This window comes from Microbacterium sp. NPDC057407, from assembly GCF_042803895.1.
Taxonomy (GTDB): domain Bacteria; phylum Actinomycetota; class Actinomycetes; order Actinomycetales; family Microbacteriaceae; genus Microbacterium.
This window is the reverse complement of record NZ_JBHVCA010000005.1, coordinates 14,275-37,697: the sequence shown is the minus strand read 5'-3', so window position 1 is coordinate 37,697 and position 23,423 is coordinate 14,275. Positions and strand designations below refer to the sequence as shown.

General features: G+C 70.7%; 16 protein-coding genes. 5 read left to right on the top strand and 11 right to left on the bottom strand.

Annotation, left to right across the window (positions count from 1 at the left end; translation table 11 throughout):
* The first annotated feature begins 90 nt into the window (after nucleotides 1–90).
* The 3 genes from ACFUTX_RS13325 (at nucleotide 91) to ACFUTX_RS13315 (ending at nucleotide 6,986) form a co-directional block, all read left to right on the top strand.
* The gene (locus ACFUTX_RS13325) at nucleotides 91–3,303 is read left to right on the top strand and encodes a glycosyl hydrolase (RefSeq protein ID WP_378865443.1); all 3,213 of its coding nucleotides are present in this window, start codon (nucleotides 91–93) and stop codon (nucleotides 3,301–3,303) included.
* Between the two features lie 160 nt (nucleotides 3,304–3,463).
* The gene (locus tag ACFUTX_RS13320; RefSeq protein WP_378865440.1) at nucleotides 3,464–4,762 is read left to right on the top strand and encodes an ABC transporter substrate-binding protein; all 1,299 of its coding nucleotides are present in this window, start codon (nucleotides 3,464–3,466) and stop codon (nucleotides 4,760–4,762) included.
* A 91-nt stretch (nucleotides 4,763–4,853) separates the two neighbouring features.
* Entirely contained in the window at nucleotides 4,854–6,986 is a 2,133-nt protein-coding gene (locus ACFUTX_RS13315; RefSeq protein ID WP_378865437.1) for a glycoside hydrolase family 3 N-terminal domain-containing protein, read from the top strand.
* Between the two features lie 206 nt (nucleotides 6,987–7,192).
* Here the strand turns inward: ACFUTX_RS13315 and ACFUTX_RS13310 are convergent, their stop codons facing one another.
* The 3 genes from ACFUTX_RS13310 to ACFUTX_RS13300 are packed head-to-tail and all read right to left on the bottom strand — an operon-like array spanning nucleotide 7,193 to nucleotide 11,467.
* Nucleotides 7,193–8,668, bottom strand: coding sequence for a family 43 glycosylhydrolase (locus ACFUTX_RS13310; protein ID WP_378865434.1), 1,476 nt, complete (start codon nucleotides 8,666–8,668; stop codon nucleotides 7,193–7,195).
* 8 nt (nucleotides 8,669–8,676) lie between these two features.
* Nucleotides 8,677–10,152, bottom strand: a complete 1,476-nt coding sequence (locus tag ACFUTX_RS13305) for a DUF6379 domain-containing protein (RefSeq protein ID WP_378865431.1) — start codon at nucleotides 10,150–10,152, stop codon at nucleotides 8,677–8,679.
* Between the two features lie 13 nt (nucleotides 10,153–10,165).
* Nucleotides 10,166–11,467: a DUF6379 domain-containing protein gene (locus ACFUTX_RS13300; RefSeq protein ID WP_378865428.1), complete on the bottom strand. Its 1,302-nt coding sequence runs from the start codon at nucleotides 11,465–11,467 to the stop codon at nucleotides 10,166–10,168.
* A gap of 1,219 nt (nucleotides 11,468–12,686) precedes the next feature.
* On the opposite strand from ACFUTX_RS13300, the gene ACFUTX_RS13295 reads away from it, so the two are divergent.
* Nucleotides 12,687–13,493: an Ig-like domain-containing protein gene (locus ACFUTX_RS13295; protein ID WP_378865425.1), complete on the top strand. Its 807-nt coding sequence runs from the start codon at nucleotides 12,687–12,689 to the stop codon at nucleotides 13,491–13,493.
* Nucleotides 13,494–14,225: 732 nt separating this feature from the next.
* On the opposite strand, the gene ACFUTX_RS13290 is transcribed toward ACFUTX_RS13295, so the two are convergent.
* Complete coding sequence (locus ACFUTX_RS13290; RefSeq protein ID WP_378865422.1) at nucleotides 14,226–14,813, bottom strand: TetR/AcrR family transcriptional regulator; 588 nt, start codon at nucleotides 14,811–14,813, stop codon at nucleotides 14,226–14,228.
* A 92-nt stretch (nucleotides 14,814–14,905) separates the two neighbouring features.
* On the opposite strand from ACFUTX_RS13290, the gene ACFUTX_RS13285 reads away from it, so the two are divergent.
* A complete protein-coding gene (locus ACFUTX_RS13285; RefSeq protein ID WP_378865419.1) occupies nucleotides 14,906–17,467 on the top strand; it encodes an MMPL family transporter in 2,562 nt (853 codons plus the stop codon).
* A gap of 287 nt (nucleotides 17,468–17,754) precedes the next feature.
* Here ACFUTX_RS13285 and ACFUTX_RS13280 read toward each other — a convergent pair whose 3' ends face one another.
* Genes ACFUTX_RS13280 through pcaG form a run of 7 tightly spaced genes read right to left on the bottom strand, consistent with a single transcriptional unit; the run spans nucleotide 17,755 to nucleotide 23,422 of the window.
* Nucleotides 17,755–18,924: a thiolase family protein gene (locus tag ACFUTX_RS13280; RefSeq protein ID WP_378865417.1), complete on the bottom strand. Its 1,170-nt coding sequence runs from the start codon at nucleotides 18,922–18,924 to the stop codon at nucleotides 17,755–17,757.
* The gene (locus ACFUTX_RS13275; protein ID WP_378865415.1) at nucleotides 18,924–19,592 is read right to left on the bottom strand and encodes a 3-oxoacid CoA-transferase subunit B; all 669 of its coding nucleotides are present in this window, start codon (nucleotides 19,590–19,592) and stop codon (nucleotides 18,924–18,926) included. The genes ACFUTX_RS13280 and ACFUTX_RS13275 overlap by 1 nt, the downstream gene beginning before the upstream one ends.
* A complete protein-coding gene (locus tag ACFUTX_RS13270) occupies nucleotides 19,589–20,347 on the bottom strand; it encodes a 3-oxoacid CoA-transferase subunit A (RefSeq protein WP_378865412.1) in 759 nt (252 codons plus the stop codon). Before ACFUTX_RS13270 ends, ACFUTX_RS13275 begins: the two co-directional genes overlap by 4 nt.
* Nucleotides 20,344–20,748: a 4-carboxymuconolactone decarboxylase gene (pcaC, locus tag ACFUTX_RS13265; protein WP_378865409.1), complete on the bottom strand. Its 405-nt coding sequence runs from the start codon at nucleotides 20,746–20,748 to the stop codon at nucleotides 20,344–20,346. The genes ACFUTX_RS13270 and pcaC overlap by 4 nt, the downstream gene beginning before the upstream one ends.
* A complete protein-coding gene (locus tag ACFUTX_RS13260) occupies nucleotides 20,729–21,517 on the bottom strand; it encodes an alpha/beta fold hydrolase (protein WP_378865406.1) in 789 nt (262 codons plus the stop codon). Before ACFUTX_RS13260 ends, pcaC begins: the two co-directional genes overlap by 20 nt.
* Before the next feature lie 2 nt (nucleotides 21,518–21,519).
* A complete protein-coding gene (locus ACFUTX_RS13255) occupies nucleotides 21,520–22,872 on the bottom strand; it encodes a lyase family protein (RefSeq protein WP_378865402.1) in 1,353 nt (450 codons plus the stop codon).
* A complete protein-coding gene (gene pcaG, locus ACFUTX_RS13250; RefSeq protein WP_378865400.1) occupies nucleotides 22,862–23,422 on the bottom strand; it encodes a protocatechuate 3,4-dioxygenase subunit alpha in 561 nt (186 codons plus the stop codon). Before pcaG ends, ACFUTX_RS13255 begins: the two co-directional genes overlap by 11 nt.
* Between the last annotated feature and the right edge of the window lies 1 nt (nucleotide 23,423).

Below are 23,423 nucleotides of genomic sequence, written 5' to 3'. Positions count from 1 at the left end.
ATCACACATTAGTGATAGCGATATGCGCTATAAGTTCAGGTGCAAAGCCCGAGCCTGGGCAGCGCTCCGCGCGGTGGCAGGATGCTTCGGGTGACCCCTCCCCCCGGCCCCGACGAGAGCCTCTCCCGGCTGTGGTCTGCGTTCGTAGACCCGCCCGACGCCGCACGACCGAGGGCCTGGTGGCACTGGATGGACGGCAACGTCGACCCGGCCGGGATCGAGCGCGACCTCGAGTGGCTCCACCGGGTCGGGGTGCGCGGAGTGCAGCTCTTCGACGGGGGCATGGGCGTTCCCCTCGTCGTCCCGGAGGCGGTGCGGCCGGGGACGCCGGAGTGGCGCGCCGCCGTGTCGACGGCCGCCCGCACCGCGGAGCGACTCGGGCTCGAACTCGCCGTGGCCACCTCGTCGGGCTGGAGCGCCGCGGGCGGACCGTGGGTTCGTCCCTCGGACGCGATGAAGAAGGTCGTGTGGTCGGAGACCGTCGTCGACGGCGGCGATCGCGTCGAGATCGCGCTCCCGCCGCTTCCCGATGTCGCCGGCCTCTATCAGGACACCCCGCGGGAAGGCGGCGCCGCCTCCGAGCGGTTCGCCGTGGATTGGCGGGTGCTGGCGATCCCGCACGCGCACTCGGCCGACGCGCTCCGCCCCGACGCCGTGACGAGCTCGGGCGCGATCGAGGACGCCGCGCTGCTCGTCGACGGATCGTTCGCCACCGCGTTCGCTCTCCCCCGCGACCCCGACGGGTGGTCGGACGCCTGGGTCGAGCAGCAGTTCTCCCAGCCGGCGACCGTGCGCTCCGTGGTCGTCGGACTTCCCGGGCCCCGAGGGTTCGGGGCGGCTCCGGCCGCGTCGGCGGTGCTTCGGGTGAGCGACGACGGCGTCGAGTACCGGGACGTCGTCGCCCTCGACCCCACGACGGTGCCCGCCCGCACGGCGAGCTTCGCGCCCGTGACGGGCCGGCGTTTCCGCCTCCTCCTCTCGGGTGGGAGCGCCGCCGATGCCCTGCCGCCGCTCTCCCCCGGGGTGCGCGTCCCTCCCGTCCTGCGACCCACGGCCGAGTTCCTCCTCACGCAGTTCGCGCTGCACGGAGCAGGACGGGTCCACCACGCCGAGGTGAAGGCCGGCCTCGGCGCGGCCTTCGACTACTACGCGATCGACAGCCCCCTCAACTCGGCCGAGGGCGCCGCTCCTCCCGAGAGCGTGATCGACGTCGGCGCCTTCGTCGAGAACGGCGTGCTGAGCTGGGATGCACCTCCGGGCCGCTGGCTCGTGCTGCGGCTCGGCGCCTCCCTCACCGGCCAGACGAACGGCCCCGCTCCGGCCGACTCCACCGGGCTCGAGGTCGACAAGCTCGACGGCGCCCGCGTGGCGGCGTACCTCGATGCCCACCTCGCCCGGTTCGCGGGCACGGCCCCCGAGGGCGCGCCGGGGTTCGCGGCGCTGCTCAGCGACAGCATCGAAGCAGGTCCGCAGAACTGGACGGACGACATCGCGGACGAGTTCGCGAGCCGCCGGGGATACGACCCGACGCCGTGGCTGCCGACCCTGACCGGGCGGCTCGTGGGCAGCCCGTCCGAGTCCGACCGCTTCCTCTACGACTACCGCCGCACGCTCGCCGAAGTGCTGGCGAGCGAGTACTACGGCACGCTCGGCGCCGAAGCCCGGCGTCGGGGAATGACGTACTACGCCGAAGCGCTGGAGGATGGGCGGCCCTCCCTCGGCGACGACCTCGCCATGAGGGCGGCCGCCGATGTGCCCATGGGCGCGATGTGGACGTTCGCCCCCGAGCGCGGGCCGCGACCGACGTATGTCGCCGACCTCAAGGGCGCCGCCTCGGTGGCCCACGTCTACGGCAAGGAGTGGACCGGCAGCGAGGCCTTCACGTCGTTCGACGAGCCCTGGTCGTGGACCCCAAGGTCACTGAAGCACATCGCCGACCTCCAGCTGTCCCTGGGGGTGACCCGCTTCTGCCTCCACACCTCGCCCCACCAACCGCTGGCCGCCCCTCCGCCGGGCATCGCGCTCGCCCCTTTCCTCGGGCAGGCCTTCACGGTCCACGAGACCTGGTCCGGGATGGCATCCCCGTGGATCGACTACCTCGCGCGCTGCTGCGCCGTGCTCAGCGCGGGCCGACCGTCCGTCGAGGTCGCCGTGTTCGTCGGCGAGGAACGGCCGGTCACCGCGCTGCCCGCGGACGACGTGCTCCGGCTGGCGGCTGACGGCATCGACGCGGACTTCGTCGGGATCGACGGCCTGCTCCGCGTGCTGCGCGTCGAGCAGGGCGAGCTCGTCTCGGAAGGCGCGACGTACGCCCTGCTCCACCTGGGCGGATCGTCGCATCGCATGACCCTCGCCGCGCTGGAGGCCGTCGAGCGGCTCGTGGACGACGGCGCGCGCGTGGTCGGCTCCCGCCCCGCGACCTCTCCCTCCCTCGCCGATGACCCCGCAGAGTTCGAGGCGGCATGCGACCGCCTGTGGGGAACCGGCCGGGTGAGCGACGTCGACCTCGACGAGGCTCTGGCAGGTTTCGGCATCCGCTCCCCGCTGCGGATCGAGGGCGGGCCGGTCCGCCGCATCAGCCGGATCGTCGACGGCGCTCGCGTCACGTTCGTCGCCAACCCGACGCCGGAGGCGCTGCGTCTGCGTGTGACCGCGCTCGACGGGCGCCGGCTCGCCGCGTGGGACCCGGTCGCCGTCACGCGTGCGCCGTTGCCCACCGAACGGTCCACGCCCGACGGCCCGGTCGCTCACACCGTCGAGCTGGCGCCGTTCGGCTCGCTCTTCCTGGTTGCCGACGAAGCCGACATGTCCGCCCCGACCTCCGTGCGAACGCCGGCCGAAGTGGAGCTTCGCGGTGACTGGATCGCCTCGCTCCCCGGACTGGAACCCCTGACGATGCGACCCGGACCCACCCTGTGGACCGACGCCGACAGTACCGCGCGCGGCTTCTCGGGGGTGGGAACGTACCGTCACGAATTCCGGATGCCGGAGCACGAGAAGACTCATGCGAGCTGGAGTCTCGAGCTCGACGTCGTGCGCGACATCGCCCGGGTCGTCCTGAACGGCCAGGACTGCGGCGTCGCCTGGACGGCTCCGTTCCGCGTCGACGTCTCGTCGGCGTTGCGGCCGGGGCTCAACACGCTGGAGGTGCACGTGGCGACGCCGTGGCGGAACCGCCTGATCGCCGAGGCCGCGCACGCGAGCGGCGAGCTGTTCGCACCGGCGACGACGGTGTTCACGCCGACCGCGGAGCCCCTGCCCGCGGGTCTGAGCGGGCGGGTGCGCCTCGTCTCCGAGGCCTGACACGCGGCCTGGGACCCGACACGACGGATCAGCCACCCGATATGTGCACATAAGCGACCGTTATGTCGAAATGATGCAAATGGTGTCACAGTGGAGGTGCGGCCCCCGAAGCCGCGGTCAGCTGCACCGCTGACGACAATGACGTCACGAAAGGTTCGATATGTCACAGCACGACGCCGCACGGCGCATCCGCTGGTCGCTCCTCGCGGTTCCCGTCGCGGGTGCCCTGGTACTCGCCGGGTGCTCCGGCTCGAGCGACAACGACGCTGACGGGGGCGACACCGGCAACGGCGACCTCGCCGGCTTCTCGGTCATGGTCGCACAGGCCAACGATCAGGACGACTTCTACGCGCAGATCCTCGAGCAGTACTCCGAAGAGACCGGCGTCGAGGTCGAGGTCATCCCCTACCCCTCCGACGCCTACAACACGCAGGTGACCACGCAGCTGCAGGCGGGCAACGCCGCCGACGTGATGATCCTCGCTCCCGGCACGGGGCAGCCGATCTCGGTCATCACGCTCGCCGAAGCCGACTTCCTCGAGCCGCTCGACGAGACCTCGGCGGGCCTCATCCCCGAGGGCAGCGAGGCCGAGTACCAGATCGACGGCGCCACCTTCGCCCAGCCCACCGCGCTCACCCCCGTCGGCATGGTGTACAACGTCACGGCGGCCGACGAGGCCGGCGTCACCGCGTACCCCGAGACCTACGAGGAGCTGCTCGAGGCGTGCACCACCGCGCGCGACGGCGGCAAGACGTTCACGGTGCTGGCCGGCGGCATCCCGTTCAACACGGGTCTGTTCTCGATGCTGATCTCGGCGACCCGGGTCTACGCCGAGACCCCCGACTGGAACGAGCAGCGCGCCGCGGGTGAGGTCACCTTCGCCGACAGCGGCTGGCGCGAGGTCCTCGAGGACGTCGTCGAGATGAACGACGCCGGATGCTTCCAGGACGGCGCCGCGGGCGGCACGTTCGACAACATCACCGCTGGCCTCGGCGGCGGCACGTCGCTCACGGCCGCCGTTCCGGGCAGCGCCGCTGCGTCCATCAGCGACGCGACCGGCGCCGAGCTGAACGTGCAGGCGTTCCCGCCGGCCGACGGCCAGGAGGCCTTCACCGTCACGGGTGCGAACTACGCGTGGGGCATCAACGCCTCGTCCGACGCCGACGTGAAGGAATCGGCTCAGGCGTTCCTCGACTGGGTCGCCCAGCCCGAGAACGCGCAGGCCTACGCGGAGCTGTCCGGCAGCGTGCCGATCACCGGCATCGACCCCGAGACGCTCCTCCCGCAGTACGAGCCCATCGGCGACCTGCTCTCGAGCGGCGCATACGCGGGCCTGCCGAACGCGACCTGGCCGAACCCCGCCGTCTACGACGCGCTCGGCACCGGCGTGCAGGGCCTGCTGACCGGTCAGAAGACCGTCGACCAGGTGCTCGACGAGATGGATGCCGCGTGGGGTTGAGCCCGCTCGGCCTCCCCTGAACACATCACCGGCCGCAGCCCAGGGATTCGCTCCCTGGGCTGCGGCCCCGTTTACGCCGAAGGACCGCACCATGGTGAGTGCCCGGATCCGATCGCTCCTGTCGCGCATGACGACGGACGAGAAGCTCGGCCAGCTCCAGGTCGTCTTCCGCCCCGATCTGGACGACGCCGCGGCGCTCGTGCGAGCGGGCATCGGGGCGATGTTCTGGCCGCAGTCTGCCCGCAGCTCGAACGCGCTGCAGAGCGAGGCTATCGAGAACACGCGGCTCGGCATCCCGCCCCTCATCGGTCTGGACGTGATCCACGGCCAGCGCACGATCTTCCCCGTGCCGCTGGGTCAGGCCGCGTCGTTCGACCCGGCGATGGTCGAGGCGCTCGCACGCACCGCTGCCGCCGAGGCCCGCTCGGGCGGTGTCACCTGGACGTTCTCGCCGATGGTCGACATCGCCCGCGACCCCCGGTGGGGTCGGGTCGTCGAGGGTTTCGGCGAGGACGTGCATCTCACGGCCACGATGGGCGCGGCGATGGTGCGGGGGTATCAGGGCGACGACCTCGCGTCTCCGGGCTCGATCGCCGCGACCGCGAAGCACTTCGTGGCCTACGGCGCGGCGGAGGGAGGCCGCGACTACAACACCGTCGACGTCTCGGACGCGCGGCTGCGCAACGTCTACCTCGAGCCGTTCCGTGCCGCGGTCGAGGCGGGGGTCTCGTCGGTGATGGCCTCGTTCAACACGGTCGCGGGCGTGCCGATGCACGTTCACCGCGACCTGCTCACCGGCGTCCTCAAGGACGAGTGGGGCTTCGCCGGGGTGGTCGTCGGCGACGCCGACGGGGTGCCGAATCTGCTGGATCACCGCATCGTCGCGACGCTGAGCGACGCCGTGCACGCGGCATACAGCGCGGGGCTCGACATCGAGATGGGAGGCTCGGCTGCGGGGTGGGATGCCTCGTCCCTCGACCAGCGCCGCCTGGACGACGCGGTCATGCGCGTGCTGGCGTTGAAGGAGGCGCTCGGGCTGTTCGAGCGCCCGTACGCCGACGAGTCGGCGGAGCGCACCGCGCCGACGATCGCCTCGCGGTCGGAGGCCCGACGCGCGGCTGCGCGCTCGGCGGTGCTGCTGCGCAATGACGGAACGCTCCCCCTCGCTGCGCCCGCGCGGATCCTCCTCACCGGCCCGTACGCCACCTCGACCGATCATCTGGGGGCGTGGACGCAGTCGTTCGGCGCCCGCGCGATCAGCATCGCCGAGGCTCTCTCGGCGCGCGACGACGCTGATGTCGATGTCATCGAGGGGGTGTCGTTCTTCGGCGCCCGCTCCGACGACGTCGACCTCGTCGCAACGGCGGCGCTCGGCTACGACGCGGTCGTCGTGTGCGTCGGGGAACCGTCCTCCCTGTCGGGCGAGGCAGCCTCGCGGAGCGACCTGCGACTGCCGGGACGGCAGGCGGACCTGATCCGGGCGGTCGCCGGCACCGGCATCCCGTTCGTCGTGGTCCTCGCCAACGGCCGTCCGCTGGTCGTCGCGGACTGGATCGATCACGCGCCGGCCGTGCTCGAGGTCTGGCACGGAGGCACCGAGGCGCCCGCGGCGATCGTCGACCTGCTGTTCGGCGACGAGGAGCCGGCCGGCCGACTGCCGATGTCGTTCCCGCGCTCCGAGGGCCAGGTGCCGATCCACTACGCGCACGAGAACACCGGCCGCCCCGCGACCGTCCGAGGCGCGATGGAGCTGGAGGCCGTCGACGTGGCCCTGGCCGGTCCGGCGAACCTGAAGGACAAGTACACCTCGAAGTACCTCGACCTCGATCTCGGTCCGCAGTTCCCGTTCGGGCACGGCTCCGGCTACGCGTCGTTCACGCACGCAGCTCCGCGTCTCTCGGCCACCGAGCTCGGCCCCGGCGATTCGACGATCCTCTCGATCGAGGTGACGAACACCTCGGCGCGGGCCGGCGACGAGGTCGTGCAGGTGTACCTCGAAGACCTGGTCGCGACGGTCGCCCCTCCCGTGCGACGGCTGATCGCCTTCGAGCGGCGGAGTCTGGCCGCGGGCGAGACGGGCACCTTCTCGTGCACGATCGGGCCCGAGCAGCTGGGCTTCTGGCTCCCCGACGGTTCGTTCACGGTCGAGCCGGGCGGGTTCGTGCTCCACGTCGGCCCGACGCTCGACCGAACCCAGGCGCTCACCCTCGAGGTGCGCGCCTGACCGCGCACCACCGGCGACGGCCGCGACCGCGCCAGATCCCGGCGAACGCTGAGCCGCGCGTAGCGTGGCAGGCCGCGAGCGCGCTCCATTACTGCGACTGCTGCATCGGGCGACGGCGCGGATACCGGAAAGTGCAGCGGATGCCTCGGGCCGGGGCATCCGGAAGCGTCGTCCGCGCAGTCGCGATGCGGTCGCCGCTGTGGTGGTCAGAGCGCGGTGTACCGGAAGTCGCGGAACCGCGCCGAGCCCGAGCCCGCCGAGTACAGGGCAGGGCGCAGGCTCAGCAGGTCGCCGACCGTGTTCGCGTGGTACCCCGACGTCTCGTACCGCACCCCGTGTCGCGTCCACTCACCACCGGCGACGCGGTACCAGCCGATGACGATGTGCCGGTCGTTGCGGAGGCGCAGGGCGATTCGTCGTGTCGGCGGCACGGGCTCGCGCCAGTGGGTGCGGATGCCTCCCGAAAAGCTCAGCATCCGCTCGCCGTCGATGCCCATGCCGCAGAACAGCCGGCTGTTGAAGAAGAGGAGCAGCCCCGCCTGCACGTCCCCCTCGAGCTCGACGTCGACTTCGACCTCGTAGGAGTGGTGGCCCGCGAGGATGGCGAGGGGCGAGGCATCCGCCGGCGACGATCCCTTGCCGTCGACCACGAGGCCGTCGTCGACCCGCAGCCGCGCGGCTTCATCGGGGCCGGGAGCGTGGAACGCCCATCTCTCACCGAGGCGCAGGTCGGAGAAGTCGTCGGTGAAGGAGGGCGACGGATGCTGCGCCCCCGCGCCCGCCGGAGCGACGAGCTCCCCGCCCGGATCGTCGACGGCACCGTCGGGCCAGCCGTCTGCGCTCCAGCGGACGGGTTCGAGCAGGATCTGCCGGCCGAGGGTGCGGTAGCCGTTCTCATAGCCGTGCGAGACCATCCACCAGTCGTCGTCGTCGGGCGGAGCGCCCGGTCCGGGGACGAGCGTCGCGTGGCCCCGCGACCACCATTTCTGCGCGGCATCCGTCGTCCGTGCGATCGGGTTGCGGGGGTGGTTCTCCCACGGCCCGTCCACCGAGCGCGACCGAGCCACGATGACCATGTGCCCCGTCGGCGGTCCCCCCGTGCCCCCGACGGCGCTGACCAGGTAGAACCAGGCGCCGCGGCGGAACAGCTTCGGCCCTTCGAGGGCGTACGCCTCGGTGACCCATTCGTCGGGGTACCGCCAGCCGTCGTAGACGTGCTGGAGTTCACCGGTCGTCGACAGCCCGTCGTCGCTCAGCGCGATGCGACGGATGCCGCTCACGAACAGCCAGCGTCGGCCGTCCTCGTCGACGACATGGCCCGGGTCGATCGCGCCCCGGATGCCGAGGTCGATCGGCGTCGACCAGGGCCCGGCCATCGAGTCGGCGTGGATGACGTAGATCGACGGCTCGGTCAGCTCGGACCACGGTGCCGGGATGAACGGGATGTAGATGAAGAAGCGGCCGTCGTGCTCGGCGATGTCGACCGCGAAGGTGCTGCCGAGCGGCTCGGGGAGCGCGGCCGTGACGTAGGTCCAGGTGACGAGATCGCGGGAGCGGTACAGCAGCAGGCCCGGGGATGCCTCGAACGACGAGTACGTCATCCAGTACTCGTCGCCGACCCGGATGATCGCGGGGTCGGGCCGGTCGCCGGGGAGGACCGGGTTGGTGAAGGTGGTGGTCACCGCACCGCTCATGCCGGCTGCAGCTCCCGCATCGACCGGCGGATCAGGTCGTGCTGGCGGCGGACGAGGAGCAGTGGGTCGACCTCGCCGAGCTCGGCGAAGGCGTGACCCTCCCACTCGCTCGACCAGTAGCCGCGGTAGCCGCCCTCGACGAACACCCGCACGAGCGCGGGGTAGTCGATCGCGGGTTCCAGACCCGACTCGTCGATGTCGTAGAACTTGGCGTGCACGTGGCTGATCTGCGGCATGATGTCGGCCCACTCCTCGGGCGCGACGTGGCCGTGCATGTTGAACGCGAGGTGGGCGAAGGCACCGAGGCGGGCGGGGTCGAAGCCGCGGTTGCGCAGGTAGCCGATGAACTGCTCCTGCCGCTCGCGCATGGGAGCGTCGGTCGCCCAGATCTGCTGCAGGCGCTCCACCGCCTCGTCGTCGAGGCCCGCCCTGCGCACGGCGCGCAGCAGCGTCGGCGACATCGCATGCATGGTCGACGAGAAGTCGGCGACGAACCCGAGCAGCGGCGAGTCGAGCTCGGCGAACGTCTCACGCACCCGCAGGATCGGCTCGGCGTTGGGTCCGAGCGGGGCGTGGATCTCGTAGGCCAGCTGCAGCTCGAGCCGCTCGGCGATCGGCAGCAGGCGCCGCAGCAGCTCGGGCTTGGCGCTCTGGATGCGCACGAGCGGAAAGCCGAGCTTCTTCGCGCCCTGGAACATGAGCTCGCTGAACTCGAACTCCTCGTCGGGGGTCATGTCGCGGTCGCGGCGGCGCCCCATGTCGAGGTTGGCCCCGAACGAGCTGGCGACGAACCCGTGCCGGTCGAACGCGTCGCGCCACGTGCGGACGAACTTGTCCGACACCACCGGGTAGGTGGGCAGCACCTGCGACGCGACGATCTCTATCCCCGGTCCGATCCCGAGCTCCGCGACCCGGTCGAGCAAACCGTCGAAGTCGAACCACCCCGCCCGGAACTCGGCACTCGCCGAGTAGAGCGTGAGCCCGAGCTGGAACGGGTCGGCGTCGGTCGCGGCGGGCGGGGGCGGCACGTCCCTGACCATCGGGGGGACGGATGCCGCGGCATCCGTCACCGTCAGCGTGAGGTGATCGCGCACGAAGTTCGGGACATAGATTCCCGGCCCGCCGTTGTCGCCGGGCGCGATCTGCATGTACGGCAGCCGCAGCTGGCCGGTGAGCACGACGTCGTGCGTTTCGCCGAGTGCGACCGGCTCGTCGCGGCGCACGACGAGCAGCGGGTGCTCCTGCAGGAACCACAGCGTCTCGCTCTGCTCGGGCAGCTCGTCGAGGCGGTACTCGCGGTCGGGGGTGACGAAACGGAGGTCGGTCTCGGCGACGGGCTCACCGTCGATGGTCAGTTCGAGGCCGCTGATCGACGAGAGCCACAGGCTGCGATACCAGGGCAGCGTGAGGCGCAGGGCGAGCCCGTCGGAGTGAGGGCGGAGGCTGTCTTCGTGGATGAGTCCATTGGGCATGAGGGTGTCCTGTTCAGAGGCCGTCGGCGACCTGGCGCATGAGGGAGTGCTGCCGTCGCACCTGCTCGATCGAGCGCCACGGTTCGCGCTCGCCCTCGTATTCGCTGGAGAGGTAGCCCGTGTATCCGGCCTCCTTGAGGGCGCGCAGCACCGGCTCCCACGGGATCTGCTGGTCTTCGAGGCTGTCGTCGATGTCGTGGAACTTCGCCTGAATGAAGACGACATGGTCGATCACGTCGAAGACGTCGGCCGGGTCGACGCCGATGCCGTCGAGGAAGGCGGGCCGCCGGCCGGGAAGCTCGCCCGGGCGCAGCGGGATGGGCCGGTCTTGGAAGATACCCGTATCGAGCAGCAGGCCGAAGTGCTTCCTGCCGGTGCGCTCAATCAGGGCGATGTAGTCGTCGACCACCTCGTGCTTGATCGGCGTCGGCGAGTGGATCTCGGGGCAGATGACGACGTCGAGCTCCTCCGCGAGCGGGAGCGACTGCTCGACCACCTCGGTCCAGATGGGGTGCGGGATGAGGTCGCTCGACACGACGCCGATCTTGGGCCGGACGAACCGGAAGCCGAGCCGCTTCGCGAGCCGCAGGTCGCGCTGCAGCACGGCGGCGCCCTCGTCGACGGTCATGTCGCGGCCGTTCGGTCCGCTGGAGTGCAGGCGGGTGTCGATCCACGAGCCGTAGTTCGTGGGCTCGAGACCGTACTGGTCGAGCAGGCGGAACCACTCGTCGACCCACTCCTGGGGCGGGTTCGGGTAGTTCGGGACGTGGCCTTCGCCGAGGATCTCCACTCCGGTCGCGCCGAGGTCGGCGATCGAGCGGAGCGCGGTCTCGAGGTCCATCGTGGTGCCGTAGTCGCCCATATAGCTGTAGAGCGACACCCCGTATTTGAAGGGCGCACCGGATGCCTCCGGCGACAGGGTCACGTGCTTGGTGACCTGGTACCGGCTGGGCTGGTGCTCCTGCGGGATGTACGACATGCGCAGGCGCAGGTCGATGGAGAGTTCGTGGATGCCGTCGGGCAACCCGCCCGCGAGCGGCACCGTGACGACCGCGGCGTCTTCGAGCTGCCACCGCACGTCGGTCGACTCCCACAGCTCGGCGAGCGTGTAGGTGCGTCCCTGAAGGGTCCAGGTCGGGACATCCGGCTCGACGTCGACCAAGCCCGGGATGCTGACGCCGATGCCGTCGATGAGCGAGGCCGCCATGCCGCGGTACGAGGGCATGCGCACCCGGAACTGGAAGCCCGTGATCGCACCACCCTCGCGGACGTTGCGGAATCCCACCGACTGGATCAGGTCTCGCTCGAGAAGCATCTGCGCCCGCTCTCCTTCGTGTCGCGCCGTCGCGGCATTTCGAGGCTATCCCGTTTCGTCGCCTTCGCTCATAAGTACTTCTGATTCGCGCATAAGGACTGGTGCGGCGGGCACCCTTTGACTCGCTCGACTTATCCACAGATCCCCGGACCGAGCCTTTCCGCCCTCGGTCGGTGCGCCAGTGTGGGGACTTGTGCCCGCGCCCAGGAGGCGTGAACACGCTCCACTGAGCATCAACGAAGGGAAGTCATGAAGACCAACCGTCCTCGCATCCTCTTGGCAGCAGGAGTCGCTGCCGCACTGACCTGCGGTCTGTCGCCGCTGGGCGCCGCTGCCGCGACGCCGGAAGCTCCCGTCCCGCCGAGCGCGAACGCGGTCGTCCTGGGCTACGAGGTCACGCAGTCCGCGGTCCCGAACATCGCCGCCGGCTACACCGGAAAGGCGACGGTGCGGGTGGCCAACCAGACGACCAGCAACGGCGGACACGGCGCGGTCCTGCGATTCACCGCGCCCGAGGGCACGACGTTCGCCGACACCAGGCTCACCTCGGTGTGGAGCAACGGAGCGGGGGTCTACGACTACGGCACGCTGTCCGCCGACAAGCGCACGCTGGTCGTGAACTGGAGCGACTACGTCAAGGCGGGCTACTGGGTCGACCTCACCGTCACGCTGCGCTCGGACGCCGACAACAGTCGGCGTGGCGCCGTGGGGGGCGGCTCCTTCTCTGTCGACTCGGGCCTGGCTTTCCCGCTCGTCCTCGAGCAGGACATCAGCTACGAAGCGGTCGACGCGTTCACCCTCGCGCAGACGGCGGCTCCCCGCATCGCGCCGGGTGAGGCCGGGGTGATCAAGGCCCGCTGGCAGAACAACCTCGACACGAACACCCGCTACGGTGCGACGTTCCTCGTCGATGCGCCGGAGGGGACGAGGTTCGCGAGTGCGAGCATCGCGCTCGAGCAGAGGGACGGCTACAAGGCATCCTGGGCGGGAGTCCTTTCCGCCGACCGCCGCACGATGACGATCAAGCAGGATGCCCACTACCTCAGGGCCGGAGTGTGGGCGGAGATCTCCCTCCCGGTGGTCTCCGACGACGACAACACGCGCACCGGCACCGTCGAGGGAGGCAGGCTCGTCGTCAGTGGTGGACTGGAACTGCCGACCGGGCTGAGCACGCCGCTCGCCTACGAGTCGGGCTACGTCGCTCCGCAGATCGCACCGGGTGACCCTGTCTTCCCCGGCCATCGGCGCCGAGATCACCGACACCAAGCGTCCGGAGTTCGCCGGCACGGCGCACCCCGGCGCCGTCGTCACGGTGACCGACGCCTCCGGCGAGGAGGTCGCGAGCACCACCGCAAACCCCGACGGCAGCTGGAAGGCGTCCGCCGCTTCCGACCTCGACAACGGGTCGTACTCGGGCACCGTGTCGCAGTCCTCGGACTCCACCACCGCCCGGTACGAGTTCACGGTGAACGTGCCCGATCCGGTCGAAGTGGTGACTCCGGTGACGCTCACCGCTCCGGCCCTCGATGCCGTGATCGAGCCCGGCAAGCCGGTCTTCGCCGGCAAGGGGAACCCGGGCGCGACGGTCGTGGTGAAGGGCCAGTTCGGCACCCGCCTCGGCACCGCCACCGTCAAGGCGGACGGCACTTGGGAGGTCGAGTCCGTGGTCTCGCTCGTCGCTGGCAGCTACATGGGTACGGCGGTGCAGACGGCCGGAGCGGACGTCACCAGCGCGACGTTCCGGTTCACAGCAGTCGCGAACACCGACGTGAAGCTCACCACGCCGAAAATCGGCGCCGCCCTCGCACCCGGACGCCCCGTCTTCGCGGGCACCGGCCACCCGGGCGCGACTGTCACAGTGCAGGGCAGGTTCGGGACCGTCCTCGGCACGGCCACGGTGACGGCCTCGGGCACCTGGTCGGTCACCTCGACCGTGTCGCTCGTCGCCGGCTCCTACTCGGGCACCGCGAAGCAGAACGTCGCCGGCAAGGCCACCAGCGCTCCGTTCGAGTTCACCATCGATTAGCCCCCGCCCCCAAGCGAGGATGCCTCGCCACCTCCGACGGTGGCGAGGCATCCTCAGCATCCAATCGTGCTGAGAGCGATGAAACGTCTCTCATTCACCGCGGAAACGGATCTGGACGTTGCTATTGATCGTCTTCGTGGCCATCGCGGGTACTGCGCTCGGCATCCTGCTGACGACCGCGACCGTGCCTCGCGTCACCGTCGCCCCGTTCGTCAGCGTCGTCGCTCTCACCCCTCTCGTAGCCGCCACCATCTTCGTGTCCGACTCCGGCGATATCGCCGCCGCGCCCGTCTTCGTTGCGATGAACAGCCTGGCGGCAAACGGTTCACGGGGGCGCCCTGTGGAAGCAGGCGATGCCGCAGGCACCCCGCGGCCTGGCCTGGTTCTGCTGGATGCACTTCGCCCGCCCGATCTTCCTGCGCGGCCTTTACCAGGCCCAGCATCGCGGCGGCCTTAGTCGCGCTTACGACAAGACTGAGAACGGATAGTTTTCGCATCGACGGCGTGCCGCTCTCCCCGGGTCCAAAGGGGTCGACCTGCACCTGGTACGTCGATGCGGGGGTAGCGGGTCTAGATTCGCCGTCACGAAAGACCCCCCATCCACCATGACATCCTGGCGAGGACGGGGACCGCTGATCGCGTCGGGCCCTCAACGTGATCGGCGCTGAGGGATCCGGAACGAGCCGCCTTCAGTCGACGCGATGTGCCGCCGAGCAGGAGAGCGGTCCAGACTTACCCTCTCGCCGTGTCCGGTCCCAGCACGACCGCGACGAGGTTGTCGATGGCGCCCTCGTCGAGCGGGCTCTGGGTAATCACGCGAACGAGCAGTGCGCCGAAGACCATCTCGATCACGGTGTCGACCGGCGTGTCCGCGCGCAGATGGGGAGCTTGTCCGATCGCGGCGGTCAGTCGCTCGGTCAAGGCGACGGTCGGTACGAGGAGTTCCTCGAGCTGGGAGGCGATTTCGGGGCTGTGGGTGGCTGCCATGATGATCGACCGCATCGGTCCGACGCTTTGCGGATCGTCGATGAGCTCTGCCAGTCCCGCCAGCCAGCTCGTGAGGTCGTTGCGCAGGTCACCGGTATCGGGAACGGCGAGTTGCTCAGACAGCACGAGACCCTCGACGAGAGCCTCGGCCACCACGGCGCTTCGCGAGGTCCACCACCGGTAGATGGTCTGTTTCGAAACCCCGGCCCGGCTGGCGATCCCCTCCATCGTCAGACGGTCGTATCCGACTTCGGCCAGCAACTGCGACGTGGCCCGCAGCACCGCTTGACGGGCGGCCTCACTGCGCATGGGGCCACTGCGGGGTGCGGTCATCCTCTGCTCCTGACTAGACGAGACGTTGCGTATACTCTAGCCACGGCGGTCGCCCTCATCCACGCCTGCGCTCCGCGGAAAGTGAGAACGCATTGTCCGGCCTGCTGCACCGCCTGGGGAAAATTGCCGCTGCCCGCGCGTGGCTGATCATTCTGGTGTGGAGTCTCGTGCTCGCTGCTGCGGGGGTCGCCTTCGCGGTGGGATTCAAGAGTGTTTCAGCAACGTTCGACATCCCCGGAACCGCGGCGGGCAAGGTCGTCGAAGAGCTGCAGGAGCGGCTGCCCCAGTTCAGCGGCGGCACCGGAACCGTGGTCTATCGCACGACCGACGGCGAACCGTTCACCGCGGAGCAGCAGCAGGCGATTTCGGAGCTTGTTGAGTCCGCGCGCGACCTCGACGACGTCTCGGACGTGATCGATCCGTTCGCCACGCAGCAGCAACTGGCCGATCAGCAGCAGCAGATCGATGAAGGACGCGCGCAACTCGACACAGCGCGGGCCCAGGCCGACGACGGTCAGGCGCAGCTGGATGCCGCCCGTCAACAGATCGACGACGCCCAGGCGCAACTGGACGCTGCGCGCGCCCAGCTCGAATCCGCTGGCCCGTCCGCCGCCGCGCGCGCTGCGCAGCTCGCCCAGCTAGATGCTCAGCAGGCGCAGCTGGATGCCGGACTCGCGCAGCTGGACGCTCAGCAGCAGCAGCTGACGGATGCTCGCGCGCAGATCGAGAACAACACCGTTGCGCTCGAGGAGGGCGCGGAGCTGCTGTCATTTGCCGACGAGATCCGCACCGTGTCGCCCGACGAGTCGACTGCTCTCCTGGCCATCACTTTCGATCGCCCGCGACTCGAGCTGTCGGATGAATCCAAAGAGGCAGTAATCGCCCACTTCGCCGACGATCCCGTCGAAGGAACCGACGTGGCATTCTCGACGGACATCTCGCAAGGCGTGCCCGAGGTGCTCGGCGTCGGCGAGGCGATCGGCGTGGTCATCGCCGGGATCGTGCTCCTCACGGTGCTCGGCTCCGTGCTGGCGGCATCCTTCCCGATCGTGACCGCCATGACCGGCGTCGCCGCCGCCGTGCTGGGAACCCTCTCACTGTCGGGTGTCATCGAGATAGCCTCGATCACCCCGGTTCTCGCGGTGATGCTTGGCCTGGCGGTCGGGATCGACTACAGCCTGTTCATCCTCTACCGACACCGCAAGAACTTGCTTCAGGGCGCCGAGGTGCGGGAGTCGATCGCGCTCGCGAACGGGACGGCCGGCAACGCCGTCGTCTTCGCCGGGGCGACGGTGATCGTGGCCCTTCTCGCACTGAACATCGTCGGCATCCCTTTCCTCGGCCTCATGGGCACGGTCGGCGCGGTTGCCGTCGCTGTCGCCGTGCTCATCTCGATCACGCTGACGCCGGCCCTCCTCGGGCTTGCGGATATGCGCATTCTCAGCCGCAGAGCCCGCGCCCGGATGTTCCGGTCAACCGCCGGCGAGGACAGCGTCAGGCGACGTGTGCGCGCGAATGCGGTGCGCGAGATGTCCAACGTGCGGGCGATCACGACGGCGGTGCTCGCGGTCGTCGCGCTGCTGCTGCTCGCCGTCCCGGCGCTGTCGATGCGCCTCGGACTTCCCGACGGCGGCTCCGAAGCGCCGGACTCGACGGCCTATCAGGCGTACACGTGGACGCAGGACGCGTTCGGCGAGGGTGTCAACGGCACTCTTCTCGTGACGGCGGACCTGCCGGCCGGCCTCTTTGAAGGAGATGTTCGAAGCGCGCAGCTGTCGGTCGCACGGGAGCTCGCCGCGCAGGAGGACGTCGTCGCCGTCGCGCCGATCGGCATCTCGGACGACTCGACGCTTGCGGCGTTCCAGGTGGTGCCGACGGGCGGACCGAACAGCGAGAGCACGGATCAGCTCGTGCGCGAACTGCGCGCCCTGCCGCCGATCGACGGTGACATCGTGCTCGGCGTCTCGGGCCAGGCGGCGATCAACATCGACATTTCCGCCGGGCTCGGCGACGCGCTCCCCGGGTATCTCGTGGTCGTCGTCGGGCTGTCGTTCCTCATCATCACGATGGTGTTCCGTTCGCTGGTGGTCCCGCTGCTCGCGACGGGCGGCTTCATCCTGTCGCTCTTCGCGACGTACGGCGCGCTGACCGCGGTCTTCCAGTGGGGGTGGCTGGGCTGGCTGTTCGGCGTGCACACCCCCGGGCCGATCCTCAGCTTCCTGCCCGTCATCCTGGTCGGCATCCTGTTCGGTCTCGCGATGGACTACACCTTGTTCCTCACGTCGGGTATGCGGGAGGCCTTCGTACACGGCTCGCCTCCTCGGCTAGCTGTCGCGCGCGGCGTCCGTGCCGGGCGCACCGTCGTAATCGCCGCGGCGATCATCATGGTTTCCGTGTTCGGAGGGTTCGTCACCTCGGAGTCGATCCTCGTGAAGGGCTTCGGGTTCGGCCTCGCCGCCGGCGTGCTGATCGACGCGTTCATCGTGCGCATGCTGCTGATCCCCGCGCTCATGCACCTGCTCGGCCGTGCCGCCTGGTGGCTCCCCCGATGGCTTGACCGCATCATCCCCGACGTCGACGTCGAAGGAGCCGCCCTCGAACGCCGACACATCACGCCGGAACAGCGAGACGCGGCTGTACAGTCAACCGGATAGACCGGTGCATCCGCGCGCCTCGTCCGAAAGCGCTCGCCCTCGCTGTTCCGGCGCCCGGTTTCGGACGACAGCCGCACGCGCTCGCCCACGTTCACGACCGCCCTCCTTCGCGCAGTGCCCGATGAGGGTCCCAGGTGCGCGCAACGGCTCCGCCCGTACCAGGATCGACGGCGATCGCTGATTGTCTGTGATAGCGATCGCCGCGTACTTCGCAGATCGGCACCCGATACGCACACAATCGCCGGAAATCTGCGAAGCAGCGCGCTTTCTGCGAAGCTGCCGCCCGCTCAGCGCTCGAGCACGACGGCGAGGCCCTGGCCGACGCCGATGCACAGCGCGGCGACGGCCACTCCCCCGCCGCGGCGGCGCAGCTCGTGCGCGGCGTGGCCGATGATGCGACCACCCGACGCGCCGAGCGGGTGACCGATCGCGATCGCGCCGCCGTGCACGTTCACCCGGTCGGGGTCGAGGTCGGGCCAGCCGGCCAGGCACGCTAGCGACTGCGATGCGAAGGCCTCGTTCAGCTCAACGAGATCCACATCGGCCCACGTCCGCCCGGCACGCGCCAGCGCCCTGTTCGCCGCCTCCACAGGCGCGACCCCGAACACGTCCGGATCGTTGCCGAACACCCCGCGCCCGGTGATCCGCGCCAGCGGCTCCCCGTCGATCGCCCCCTCCGCACCGAGCAGCACCGCCGATGCACCGTCGTTGATCGGCGACGAGTTGCCCGCCGTCACCGTGCCGTCCGCGGCGAAGAGCGCCTTGAGCGCTCCGAGCTTCTCGAGGGACGTGTCATCGCGGATGCCTTCATCCCGCGTCAGCTCGGCACCCGAGACCTGCACGATCTCATCGTCGTACGCGCCGGCGGCCCAAGCCTCCGCCGCGAGTCGGTGGCTGCGGAGAGCAAAGGCGTCCTGCGCCTCGCGGGAGATCCCGTAGATCCCGGCCAGCTTCTCGGCGGACTCTCCGTTCGAGATCGTCCAGTCCTTGCGCAGCGCCGGATTCGTCATCCGCCAGCCGATCGCCGTGTTCCACAGCGTCTGGTTGCCGACCGCGGGCCACGGTCGCGCGGACTTCTCGACGACGAACGGCGCCCGGCTCATCGACTCGACGCCACCGGCCAGCACGATGTCGGCGTCGCCGGACTCGATCGCGCGCGAACCCTGGATCACCGCCTCGACGCTCGACCCGCACAAGCGGTTCACCGTCACCCCGGTCACCGTCGTCGGGAACCCCGCGAGCAGGGCCCCCATTCGGGCCACGTTGCGGTTGTCCTCGCCGGCCTGATTCGCGTCGCCGAAGATCACATCGTCGATCCGCGCGGCATCCAGCCCCGTGCGCTCCACCGCCGCCCGCATCACCACCGCTGCCAGGTCGTCGGGCCTCGTCCCCGCCAGAGCGCCGCCGGCGCGGCCGAACGGGGTGCGGACGGCGTCGTAGATGTAGGTCGCGGGCATCAGTGTCCTCCGACGGCGGCTGCGGCATCCGCCTCGATCAAATCCAGTCCGGTCAGCTCGGCGAGCGTCTCGGTCGTGTTGTCGCCGAACGCCTCGCGCACGGTGAACCGCCCGTCGACGATGTCGAAGACCGCGTGGTCAGTGTAGACACGCGTGACGCACCCGACACCGGTCAGCGGATACGTGCAGGCCGCGACCAGCTTCGACTGGCCCGTCTTGGTGAGCAGATCGGTCATCACGAACACCTGCTTCGCCCCGATCGCGAGGTCCATGGCGCCGCCCACCGCCGGGATGGCACCGGGCGCGCCGGTCGACCAGTTCGCGAGGTCGCCGGTCTGCGACACCTGGAACGCACCCAGCACGCACACGTCGAGATGCCCGCCGCGCATCATCCCGAACGAGTCGGCGTGGTGGAAGTATGCGGCCCCCGCGAGCGCCGTCACCGGCTCCTTGCCGGCATTGATGAGGTCGGGGTCGACAGCGCCCGGCTCGGGCGCCGGCCCCATCCCGAGAAGGCCGTTCTCGGTGTGCAGGATGATCTCGAGGTCGTCGGGGAGGAAGTTCGCCACCAGCGTGGGCGCACCGATGCCGAGGTTGACGTAGGCGCCCTCGGGAATGTCGGCCGCGATCCGGGCGGCGAGCTCGTCGCGCGTGATGCGTGTGCTCACTGGTCCACCTCCGATACGACGACGGATGCCGCAGCCGGGCGCCCTTCGACGTCGACGCCGCCGACGAACTCGCCGTCGCGCAGCCACGCCCGCTCACCCACGGCGACCACCCGGTCGACGAAGATCCCCGGAGTCACGACGGTCTCGGGGTCGATCCAGCCGAGCGGCACGAGCTCGTCCACCTGCACGACCGTGGTCGTCGCGGCCGTCGCCATGACCGGACCGAAGTTGCGCGCCGTCTCGCGGTAGACGAGGTTGCCCCACCGGTCGGCACGGAGGGCCGAGATCAGCGCGTAGTCGGCCCTGATGGGGTGCTCGAGCACGTAGTCGCGGCCGTCGATCGTGCGTCGCTCCTTGCCCTCCGCCAGCTGGGTGCCCACGCCGGTCGGCGAGAAGAAGCCGCCGATCCCGGCGCCGGCCGCGCGGATGCGCTCCGCGAGATTCCCCTGCGGCACGAGTTCCAGCTCGATCTCGCCCGCCCGGTACAACCCGTCGAACACCCACGAATCGTGCTGGCGGGGGAACGAGCAGATGATCTTGCGCACCCGACCCTTCGCGAGCAGCGCCGCCAGGCCGGTGTCGCCGTTGCCGGCGTTGTTGTTCACGATCGTGAGGCCCGACGCGCCCTGCTCGATGAGCGCGTCGATGAGTTCGACCGGCTGGCCGGCCCGGCCGAACCCGCCGATCATCACGGTCGCACCGTCGGGGATGCCCGCGACGGCGGCCGCGGCATCCGTCACCGTCTTGTCGATCACGAGACCTCCTCGGCCAGCGCCTCACCGGCTATGCGGAACGCCGTGTTCGCCGCCGGAACGCCGGAATAGATCGCCGACTGCAGGATCACCTCGCGGATCTCGTCGACGCTGAGCCCGTTGCGGCGCGCGGCCCGCACGTGCATGGCGAACTCCTCTTCGTGCCCGTGGGCGATGAGCGAGCTGAGCACGGCGATCGAGCGCGACCGCCGGTCGAGTCCCGGACGCGACCAGATGTCGCCCCACGCGACGCGCGTGATGAAGTCCTGGAAGTCGGCGGTCAGCGCGGTCGTCGCGGCGGTCGCGCGGTCGACGTGCTCGCTCGAGAGCACCTCCCGCCGCACGACCATGCCCTGGTCGTAGCGCTCCTCGTCGGTGAGTCCCTCACCGTCCGGTCGTGACATCGGCGTCTCCTTCCACGCGGGCGAAGAATCGTCGCAGCAGGTCGGCGACCGCCTCGGGCTGCTCGGCGGGCGGCAGGTGCGCGGCATCCGGCACCATCGCCGACTCGCCGCGCGGCACGCCCGAGGCGATCTCGGCGGCCTTCGCCTGCGGAGCCACCCGGTCGTGCTCACCCCACACCGCCAGCACGGGCGCGCTGATCTCGCCGAGCCGGTCGCGCACGTCGTACTCGGCGAGCGCTTCGCAGCACCGCGCATAGCTCTCGTCGTCGGCGGCGGCCAGGGCGTGCAGCAGCCGGCCGGTGAGTTCTGGATGCTTCGCCACAGACCCGTCCGCGAACCACCGCTGCGCCGACCCGACGATGAGGCTCGACGTGCTCTGCGCGCGGGCCTGTTCGGCCCGCTCGTGCCACGCCGCCGGTTCGCCGAGCTGGGCGCCCGACGCGAGGATCGCGGCCGCCCGCACCCGCCCGGGATGACGGAGGGCCAGCTCGAGCCCGGTGGCCCCGCCCAGTGAGACGCCCGCGTAGAGGAACTGCTCCTCGTCGACGACGACGGCCACCGCGTCGGCGAGGTCGGCCACCGTGAACGGTCCGCCGGCGGCCGGCGACGCCCCGTGCCCGGGCAGATCCCACGCCGTGACGCGGAAGCGGTCCTGCAGCAGGGGTGCCACCGACTCCCACAGGATCGTCGACGTGCCGAGGGACGGCCCCAGCACGAGCAGCGGCGCGCCGTCAGGTCCGTTCGGGGCGGTCAGGGCGACCGCGGGCACGCTCACGAGCCGACCGCCGGGTCGGGATCGCTCGCCACGCGCGGCGCGAGGCCGGTGTAGCGGGCGGGATCGAGCAGGTCGTCGAGGTCGAGGTGCGCCGCTTCGGGGAGGGCCCGGATCCGCTCGGCGAGCGTCTCGGGCGACCCCGCCAGCGCGTGCGCGAACCGCTCCGGGCCGACGAGCGGCACGAGCACCGCCCGCAGCCGCTCGCTCACGAGCAGCCCGCCCGTGAGCGCCAGGTTGCGCGCCACCGCGTCGCGGTCGACCCGCAGCCCGCGCGCGAGGTCGGCGGCGTGCGCGGCGGCCCCGAGCGTCACCCGCAGCAGCTCGCGGAGGGCGGGCCACTCGGCGTGCCAGGCGCCGTCGGGGCGTTCGTCGACGGCCAGTGCGGCCGCGAAGTGCAGTGTGGCCCCGAGCTGCGGGGCGCGGATCGCGGCCGACCGGATCAGCACCGCCCGCACCGGGTTCTGCTTCTGGGGCATCGCGCTCGAGCCGCCGCCGGTGCCCTCGGCCAGCTCGCCGATTTCGGTGCGACTCAGGGTCGCGACATCCGCCGCCATCTTGCCGAGCGCGTCCGTGACCTGCACCAGCGCGTCGCCGAGCTCGGTCACCGGCCACCGTTCGGTGTGCCACGGCGCGGCCGGCGCCCGCAGACCGACCTGGGCGGCGAACGTGCCGGGCAGCCGGAGCGCGACGTGCGGCCCGAAGCCCTCGACGAACGACGCGAGCGTTCCCGCGGCGCCGCCCAGCTGGGCAGGCAGGGCATCGCGTGCCGCGACGAGGCGGGCGAGGGACCGACGGATGCCGCGTTCCCACCCGGCGGCGCGGGCACCGACGGTGGTCGGCACGGCGTGCTGGGTCAGCGTGCGCGCCGCGGCGACGTCGTCGGCGTGCGCGCCGGCGAAGGCGACGAGCGCGTCCGCGGCCGTCGTCAGGTCGGCCCCGATCGCGTCGGCCGCCGACCGCGCCACGATCATGAGCGCGGTGTCGAGGATGTCCTGGCTGGTCGCGCCCCGGTGGATCCACGGCGCGTCCTCGGCCGCGACCGCGTCGCGCAGCCCGGCGACCAGCGGGATCACGGGGTTGCCGTCGGAGACGGCGGCGGCCGACAGGTCACGGGCCGAGACGCCGTGGCCGCGGCATCCGTCCCCCTCCGCCTGCCAGCCCAGGGCCCCCGACACCCGCTCGGCGATCGACGGATCGATCGCGCCCTCGGCGGCGAGCGCCCGCACGAGCGCGACCTCGGCGGTCACGAGCGCATCGACGACCGCGTCGTCCGATACGACGGCGTCTCGGCCCGCGGTCACGGGAGACAGCAGGCCGGCGTCGAAGGGAGCGAGGTCGTCAGAAGGCAAGGAACACCGTCTCGTCCTCGCCCTGGAGGCGGATGTCGTGGCGCAGGTGGCCCTCGGGTGTGCGGGCCGCGATGAGGGTGCGTCTCTCGTCGGGGTCGAGCGAGGCGAGGAACGCGTCGGCGGCGAGAGCGTCGGCGTCGTCGGGGAGGTAGATGCGGGTGTGCAGCTTGTCGGGCAGGCCGCGGGCGTAGACGATCGCCGCGAAGAACGCTGCCCGGCCGGGAGCGGCGCCGGGGATGCGGGTCCAGAACTCGAAGCGACCCTCGTCGTCGGTGAACGCCCGGCCGAAGCCCGTGAACGTGTGGTCGTCGCGGCGAAGGGTGCCCCGCGACCGCGGCACCGCGCCGTCGGCGTCGGCGCCCCAGATCTCCACGAAGGCGTCGGGGATCGGTGCGCCCGCTCCGTCGAACACGGTCCCGCCGAGCACCACCGCTCCCGGCGAGTGCGGGAACGCGATCTGGTTCATCTTTGCGAACTCGACCCCGTACGCGAAGAACGGGCCGACGGTCTGGCCGGGCGTCGGACGGTGAGTCCTCGTGGGCACCGTCATG